The 6,879-nt window shown below is 46.1% G+C and carries 4 protein-coding genes and 1 tRNA gene; 4 read left to right on the top strand and 1 reads right to left on the bottom strand.

Going from position 1 to position 6,879, the window contains the following annotated elements; translation table 11 throughout:
* Positions 1-39 precede the first annotated feature (39 nt).
* The 4 genes from VIR50_RS03340 to VIR50_RS03355 all read left to right on the top strand — a co-directional run bounded on the left by VIR50_RS03340 (position 40) and on the right by VIR50_RS03355 (position 6,530).
* Complete coding sequence (locus tag VIR50_RS03340; protein ID WP_331933725.1) at positions 40-438, top strand: putative quinol monooxygenase; 399 nt, start codon at positions 40-42, stop codon at positions 436-438.
* A gap of 33 nt (positions 439-471) precedes the next feature.
* Complete coding sequence (locus VIR50_RS03345; protein ID WP_331933726.1) at positions 472-1,527, top strand: carboxymuconolactone decarboxylase family protein; 1,056 nt, start codon at positions 472-474, stop codon at positions 1,525-1,527.
* 604 nt (positions 1,528-2,131) lie between these two features.
* On the top strand, positions 2,132-3,127 hold the full coding sequence (locus VIR50_RS03350) for a hypothetical protein (RefSeq protein ID WP_331933727.1): 996 nt from the start codon (positions 2,132-2,134) through the stop codon (positions 3,125-3,127).
* Positions 3,128-3,356: 229 nt separating this feature from the next.
* Positions 3,357-6,530 carry a glycoside hydrolase family 2 TIM barrel-domain containing protein gene (locus VIR50_RS03355; protein ID WP_331933728.1) on the top strand — a complete coding sequence of 1,058 codons (3,174 nt, stop codon included), beginning with the start codon at positions 3,357-3,359 and terminating at the stop codon, positions 6,528-6,530.
* A 245-nt stretch (positions 6,531-6,775) separates the two neighbouring features.
* Here the strand turns inward: VIR50_RS03355 and VIR50_RS03360 are convergent.
* Positions 6,776-6,849: transfer RNA gene (locus VIR50_RS03360), tRNA-Asp, on the bottom strand.
* Between the last annotated feature and the right edge of the window lie 30 nt (positions 6,850-6,879).

Raw genomic sequence — 6,879 nt, forward strand, 5'->3', positions numbered from 1 at the left:
AGTGTTAATGCGCTAAAACTATTTAAATAAAACCATACAATGAAGAAATTATTTCTCACCCTCCTCACAGCCATGACAGCTTTTACTTCACCCGCCCAGTGCTCTACTTCAGACAGTATGATAGTACGTATTGCCGAAATAGAGGTTTATCCGGAGTATTTAAATGATTATCTTGCAACCGCTTCCAAGGTCGGTAGCATATCGGTAAAGGAAGAACCCGGAGTCGTTTGCATCTTTCCCATGCAAATGAAAGACGACTCTACGCAGATACGTATCATAGAAATATACCGCTCACCGGCAGCATATCAATCACATTTGAAGACAAACCATTTCCTTAAATACAAGGAAGGAACGCTCCACATGGTGAAATCTCTCAAGCTACCGGCCATGCGTCCACTCGACCCGGATACCATGAAGGATATATTTAAAAAGAAATAAATGATAAAGAAGATATTATTTTTGATACTGCTTATGACAACTGAAACTATAGGAGCACAATCGTTGTCGCCTCGTCAGTTACACCTTGCTACATTGGCAAGCCTTGAAGCACAAGGAGACATGGTACGTTTAGCCCCCGCTATCAATGAGGCATTAAATGCCCAAGTAACAATCAACGAAATAAAAGAGGCCTTTTCCCAACTGTATGCCTATACGGGATTCCCCCGTTCACTCAACGCATTGGGAGTATTAAATAAGGTATTAGAAAGTCGCAAGCAAAAAGGAGTGAAGGATAATGAGGGCAAAGCGTGGCAACGTCCCGAGGAATGGAACGACGCAAAGGCCGCTCTCAAATTAGGAACTGAGAACCAAACCAAGCTTGGTGGTGGCAAACCATTCAACTATAACTTCTGCCCTCAAAACGATTATTACCTAAAGGCCCACCTCTTTGGTGACATCTTCGCAAGTAACCAGCTCACATCTGCCGACCGAGAGCTTGTAACCGTAGCGGCCTTAGCGTCTCTTAAAGGAGTTGCCCCACAGCTAACTGCCCACAAGGTTGGTGCTGTGAACATGGGCAATACGCAAGAACAAGTAGATGAACTCATGGCCTATCTCAGCACTAAAGGGCTATCGCAATATGATAATGCGACCGAAGCAAATGCCGGGATATGGCCCAAGGGAAATCCCAACAACGCCTATGCCAAGTACTTTATAGGCAACAGCTATTTAGCCACAATCACGCCCAAGAACATGAATAGCAAGGAGAAAACCATACTACCTTTATCCAATGTTACCTTTGAGCCGGGCTGCCGAAACAATTGGCACATTCACCATGGCACCCGCCAAATCCTTATCTGCGTATCGGGCAAGGGCTGGTACCAAGAATGGGGCAAGCCGGCGATTGCCTTACAAGCCGGCGACGTGATTGATATTCCCGAAGGAGTAAAACATTGGCACGGTGCACAGAAAGACTGTTGGTTCCAACATGTGGTAACCCACGTGGCTGTAGAAAGCTCTCAACCGGGAGCTGTGCCTAATGAATGGTTAGAAACCGTGAGCGATGAAGAGTACGATAAACTAAAATAAAAGGTAGAAACCATATTGCCAACCAACGGCTACCGGTAACCTGATTTGTACCCACGGCGGCCAAAGCCTACGCCTTCCTCAGATAAAATCGGCCAAGATGTCGAAAATAATGAAGGCTAAGAAATCCATCCTCCCCGGCGTTTCACGGCATACCCATCGGCTGTTGGTTTTCATTCTTCTCTGCTTTAATTCCGTCCGCAGCGATTAGCTGCATTGCCAAATGCCCCCTTTAAGGCGGTCAAAGCTGCCTTATGACCTTATCAAAGCATAGCTTTGACCGCCTTAAAGAGCCTCTTTTAAATCCTCAAAATATACGAAGAACACCTTATTAGTACAAGAAATACTCGTGCCAAAACAAATAACAAGCTGATAATAAGCTACTTGTAAAATCACCAACCATAGAAAACACTCCTTAAACCAAGCCATTTTCAACTACAGAACTTCCCCTGATCCTCTTTGTCTTCATATACAAAAATATTCTTCTGAAAGGAGAACTTTCTCTTATTTTATTTGTATTTTTGATGGCATGAAAAGGAGAAATATTTTTCAATCACTACTTGGCGGACTTGCTCTTTTGCTGATAGCAGGCTGCCACTCAAGGGCTATGAAACAAAAGCCGATACTCTCGGACAGCGCCCAAATAGCGCTCAAGGAAATCAGGAAAGACAATACTTTCTATCCGTCGCAATACGTTGGAGAGGCCGGAACGGAAACGCCACAGTACGGTTACTCCGACTTGTTAGGCCGTAGCTGCGACGCCAACACCTTGGAATGGCTGTGCCGAAACGACAGCTCCTATATCGTCAGGGCCTGCGCTTACCGACAATTGCGCCGTAAATCGGCAGCCCGGGCTGTGGCAATGTTCCACGACAGTATGGCCGACACTTATGTTTTATGGTGTCAATCAGGCTGTACAAGATACTGCAACAGCTTTGCCGAAACACTACAATCTATCAATTCTTATGACCACGACAGCTATCCTCTGCCGCCCAAGGCCCAAAACGAGATAGATAGCCTGCTGTTTTTCTCCCATCAACAAGCCGACCTGCTGCAGCAACCCTATACCCTTAGCAGCCTTCAACCTCAACCTTACTACTATCCTATCTTAAGAAAAGCCATGCTTCAAGGCAATTATGCCCCCGTAGCAGCCATTGCCAAATACAAGAAAACGGCCGATTTACCCCTTATTCAGGCTGCGTTGAAGGCCTACAAAGCAGATGATTTCGACGCTTCCATCAACTGTTTGACAGCCGTTACCTTGTGGCCCGACCCGTCATTTGAGTGGTTTGTAAGAAACATGTGCCAAAGATTAACAAATGGAGAGGAATATTTCCCCGCTACAGAAGAGCTTATCGAAGCCTTATTGGCTTATCCGAAGCCATGGAGCTACAAGGTTTTGGAAGCATTGATGGCAGGGAAACATGAAAACACAGACAAGCAACAAAACATTATCAAGCTGAAAGAAAGCTATGAAAGAAAGCCCCGTCCGTACTTCAAAGCCTTATACAATAAATACGCTTCTCGTATAGAGCTACAGCCTGCAACCACTGATGACGTGATGGTTTCCAAACAAAAAATAAGCCTTAAAACCACCTACTAACCACCATAGGCCAGCTCACGACGCCCCATTAGGCCAAACAAAAACCTGCTTCACGGCCCAATGAACCACCCACTCTTAACGCTGCGATTCATAAGAAGTTAGCTATAAAATCTTCATAAAACATTTTCTACTTCTGTAAATATATCGTATATTTGTACGAGTAAATAAGTTTCATTTTAGAAACTCAAGCGAATATCTAAATAAAAATTAAATAACCTAACTCAACAACATGACAAAAACGAATCTCCTCGCGACGTTGGCACTGGCTATCGCCTTGCCCGCCAATGCGCAGACTTTCACGGAATGGCATGACTTAGCTGTCAATGAAGTGAATCGCTTCCCCATTCACACCAACTTTTTCAGCTATGAGTCGCGCGACAAAGCCCTGCAAGGACGCATGGAAAGTTCGGCGAACTACATGTCACTCGACGGAACATGGCTTTTTAATTGGGTGAAAAACGCTGACCAAAGGCCTACCGACTTCTTCAAAACCACTTACGACGACTCGCAATGGAAGCCTTTTAATTGCCCCGGAATATGGGAAATCAATGGCTATGGCGACCCCGTTTACGTGAACGTAGGCTACGCTTGGCTTGGTCATTTCAAGAACAATCCCCCCGAAGTGCCTACGGAGAACAACCATGTAGGCTCTTATCGGCGCTGGATAAACCTGCCCGAGAACTTCAATGGCAAGCAGGTTATCGCTCACTTCGGCTCTGTTACGTCTAATATTTATCTATGGGTAAACGGTCATTTCGTAGGTTACGCCGAGGATAGTAAGATAGCTGCCGAGTTCGACATTACTCCTTACCTCCGTAAAGGGCGAAACCTCATCGCTTTCCAAGTATTCAGATGGTCGGATGGAACCTACTGTGAGGATCAAGACTTTTGGCGGTTAAGCGGCGTGGGCAGGTCAAGCTACTTGTACACACGCAACAAACAGAGCCACATATCCGACTTATGTATCACCCCCGACTTAGATAACCAATATAAGAAGGGCTCTTTGAACATCTCGGCACATATCTACGGGGAGGGTATCGTAGAATACGAACTGCTCGATAAACAGCTCAATACTGTCGCAGCAGAAACTGTTAAGCTGCCAACCAAGGCACCTAACGAGGGTACTATCTTTACCAATCTCGACGTGAAGCCGTGGACGGCCGAGACACCTTACTTATATACGCTGGTCACTACGCTGAAACGAAACGGTAAAGTGGTAGCGGTAGTGCCGCAAAAAGTAGGTTTCCGCAAGATAGAAATCAAGAACAGCCAGCTTCTTGTCAATGGTCAGCCCATCCTTCTCAAGGGGGCTAACCGCCATGAAATGGACCCCGACGGTGGCTATGTGGTCACACGGGAGCGCATGATTCAAGATATTAAAATCATGAAGCGGCTCAATATCAACGCCGTTCGCACCTGCCACTACCCCTCCGCGCCCATGTGGTACGACCTATGCGATGAGTATGGCTTGTATGTTGTGGCTGAAGCCAATCAGGAAAGCCACGGATTAGGCTATGCCAACACGTCGGAAGCAAAGAAACCACAGTTTGGTCCGCAGATTCTTGAGCGCAACCAGCACAATGTGGGCACACTTTTCAACCACCCCTCTATCATCACTTGGAGCCTTGGCAATGAAACAGTAGATGGTCCTAACTTCACCGCGGCCTACAAATGGGTGAAGAAGGAGGATCCAAGTCGTCCCGTTCAGTTTGAGCAAACCGGCGCAACCGGCCCCAACAGCGATATTTATTGCCCCATGTATATTACCGTGGCAGAGAGTGAGGCCTTTGCGAAGAGCAATAATCCACGCCCCTTCATACAGTGCGAATACAATCACACGATGGGTAACTCCGGTGGAAACCTGAAGGAATATTGGGAACTGATTCGCAAATATCCTAACTATCAGGGTGGATTTGATTGGGATTTCGTCGATCAGGCCTTGCATAGGAAGTCTGACTTTGTGGCCGAACGCACGTTGGCTGACTACGAGCGCTTGGCAGAAGACGCACAACACAACTATATGAATCGCACGGAGGCGAAGCATCACTACGTTTATGGCGGCGATTTCAATAAGTATGATCCTTCTGATAACAACTTCAACTGCAATGGAATCATTGGTCCCGACAGACAACTCAACCCACATGCCTATGAGGTGGCCTATCAGTATCAGGATATTTGGACCTCTCCGGCCAATGATTTGATGGATGGCAAGATTCGCGTTCACAACGAATTCTTCTTCCGTGATTTAAGTAACGTAAAGATGGAATGGGCGCTTCTAGCCGATGGTAAGGTGGTACAACAAGGCGAAATCGCCGACCTTGGCCTCCTGCCCCAGCAAACTAAGGAATTTACATTGCCACTCAAGACCAATATTCTTGGTGAGCTTATGCTGAATGTTGACTTCAAGCTCAAGGCCGCCGAGCCTTTGATGGCTGCCGGTCAGACCATCGCTTACCAGCAGTTACCATTGGGTTCTACTGCCTCTAAGGGCATGGATATGCCTGAAACCGGTGAGAAAGTAAAGGTAAATCAAAAGAAGAAGAATGATTATGTGGAGGTTTTGTTCAAGAATGTCAATCTAAAGATTGATCGCCAAACCGGTTTCATCACCGAATACAAAGCCAACGGCAAGAGTGTTATTCCAAACAATGCTGCTATCAAGCCCAACTTCTGGCGTGCGGTTACCGATAATGACATGGGCGCTCAGGTGCAGAATAAGTTTGGTGTTTGGCGTAACCCGAAGCTGAACCTTACCAACATCAGCGTAAAAAATAATTCCAAATACAATTCTACGGTTGTAGTTTCCTACGAATTAGACAGCCTCAACACTACACTTAACATGGAGTACACGCTCTATAGCGACGGTTCACTCAAGGTAAAACAGCACTTGCTGCCCCATGCTTCTGCCTCTCAGCCCAATATGTTGCGCTTTGGAGTGAGCCTGCAATTGCCTTATGACATGGACCAAAGCCGATACTACGGCCGTGGTCCCATAGAAAACTACGCCGACCGCAAGGACTGTATGCGATTGGGTATATACACTCAGAATGCCGACCAGCAGTTCTATCCTTATATTCGTCCACAGGAAACGGGTACGAAGAGCGACATTCGCTGGTGGGAACAAGGCTTCAAGGACGGTACGGGCATTAGAATAACGTCAGCTACGGGCACTCCTTTCTATGCGTCGGCTATCCACTTCGACCAAAATGAGCTTGACGATGGCAAGGCAAAAGACCAGCGTCACTTCAACGATCTGCGTCGTTCAAAGTTCACCAACTTATTTATCGACGGCGAACACTCAGGTTTGGGCGGTACAAACAGCTGGAGTCATCTTCCTTTAGAGAAGTACAGAATACGTTACGGTGAGAAAACATTTGAGTTTATCATCACTCCTATTCGATAAACTATCGTAATATCACACAAAAAACTCCTGAAAGTTCCATTGGAATTTTCAGGAGTTTTTCTTTTCATTCAAACTATATCGCAGTTTTATTTTCCACATTTTCCGCCGTCACTTCACCCATCAGAGCCTATGAAATAACATCATCCATCCCTTCATTACTTACCAGTAAAGCGTAAAGAAAGCCACCATCAACGAATGATAAGCACATAAAAAAAGTGTATCAAGTAATCCTTGATACACTTCCGCGGTGCGTACGAGACTCGAACTCGTGACCTCCTGCGTGACAGGCAGGCATTCTAACCAACTGAACTAACGCACCTTGTGCGAATAAAGAAGAGCTTGGCGGTGC

This window comes from Prevotella sp., from assembly GCF_036570325.1.
In the GTDB taxonomy this organism is placed as follows: domain Bacteria; phylum Bacteroidota; class Bacteroidia; order Bacteroidales; family Bacteroidaceae; genus Prevotella.

Coding starts and splice junctions, on each gene's coding strand:
- VIR50_RS03350 (WP_331933727.1), top strand. CDS start 2,132: ATGAAACAAAAGCCGATACTCTCGGACAGCGCCCAAATAGCGCTCAAG.
- VIR50_RS03340 (WP_331933725.1), top strand. CDS start 40: ATGAAGAAATTATTTCTCACCCTCCTCACAGCCATGACAGCTTTTACT.
- VIR50_RS03355 (WP_331933728.1), top strand. CDS start 3,357: ATGACAAAAACGAATCTCCTCGCGACGTTGGCACTGGCTATCGCCTTG.
- VIR50_RS03345 (WP_331933726.1), top strand. CDS start 472: ATGACAACTGAAACTATAGGAGCACAATCGTTGTCGCCTCGTCAGTTA.